This window comes from Ochrobactrum sp. SFR4, from assembly GCF_019730395.1.
Taxonomy (GTDB): domain Bacteria; phylum Pseudomonadota; class Alphaproteobacteria; order Rhizobiales; family Rhizobiaceae; genus Pseudochrobactrum.
Genome location: NZ_JAAPBB010000243.1, coordinates 1 through 422, shown reverse-complemented (window position 1 = coordinate 422; position 422 = coordinate 1). Strand labels below are relative to the sequence as shown.

Here is a 422-nt window from a genome sequence, read left to right as displayed (position 1 = left end):
CTCAGCAAGCCTATCAACAGCTGCGCAATGACATTTTGTCGGTACGGTTGCGCCCCGGCGCCCCGTTGAAATTAAAAGCCTTACTCGAGGATTACGATTTTGGCTGGACGCCCTTGCGCGAGGCATTATCCCGTCTTGAAGCAGAAAAACTGGTAACCGCATCCAGCAATCGGGGCTTTGCAGTCGCTCCGGTTTCACAAGGTGAGCTTGAGGATTTAACGCAAGCCCGTATGGTGATTGAAGTCCCGCTTTTGCTTGAAGCCATGAAGCATGGCGACGATGATTGGGAAGCCGCGATTGTCACAACCCATTACCGGTTGTCGCGATGCTCAATCGTAGCGACTGATGCTACCGAAACTGCCATTGATGAATGGGAAGAGCGGCACACGGCCTTTCACACTGCTTTGCTTAGTGCTGCAACA

Annotated in this window: 1 protein-coding gene; it reads left to right on the top strand. The window is 52.6% G+C overall.

Going from position 1 to position 422, the window contains the following annotated elements; all coding sequences use genetic code 11:
- On the top strand, positions 1–422 hold a 422-nt coding region (locus tag HBA93_RS18810; protein WP_221724311.1), incomplete at both ends, for a GntR family transcriptional regulator.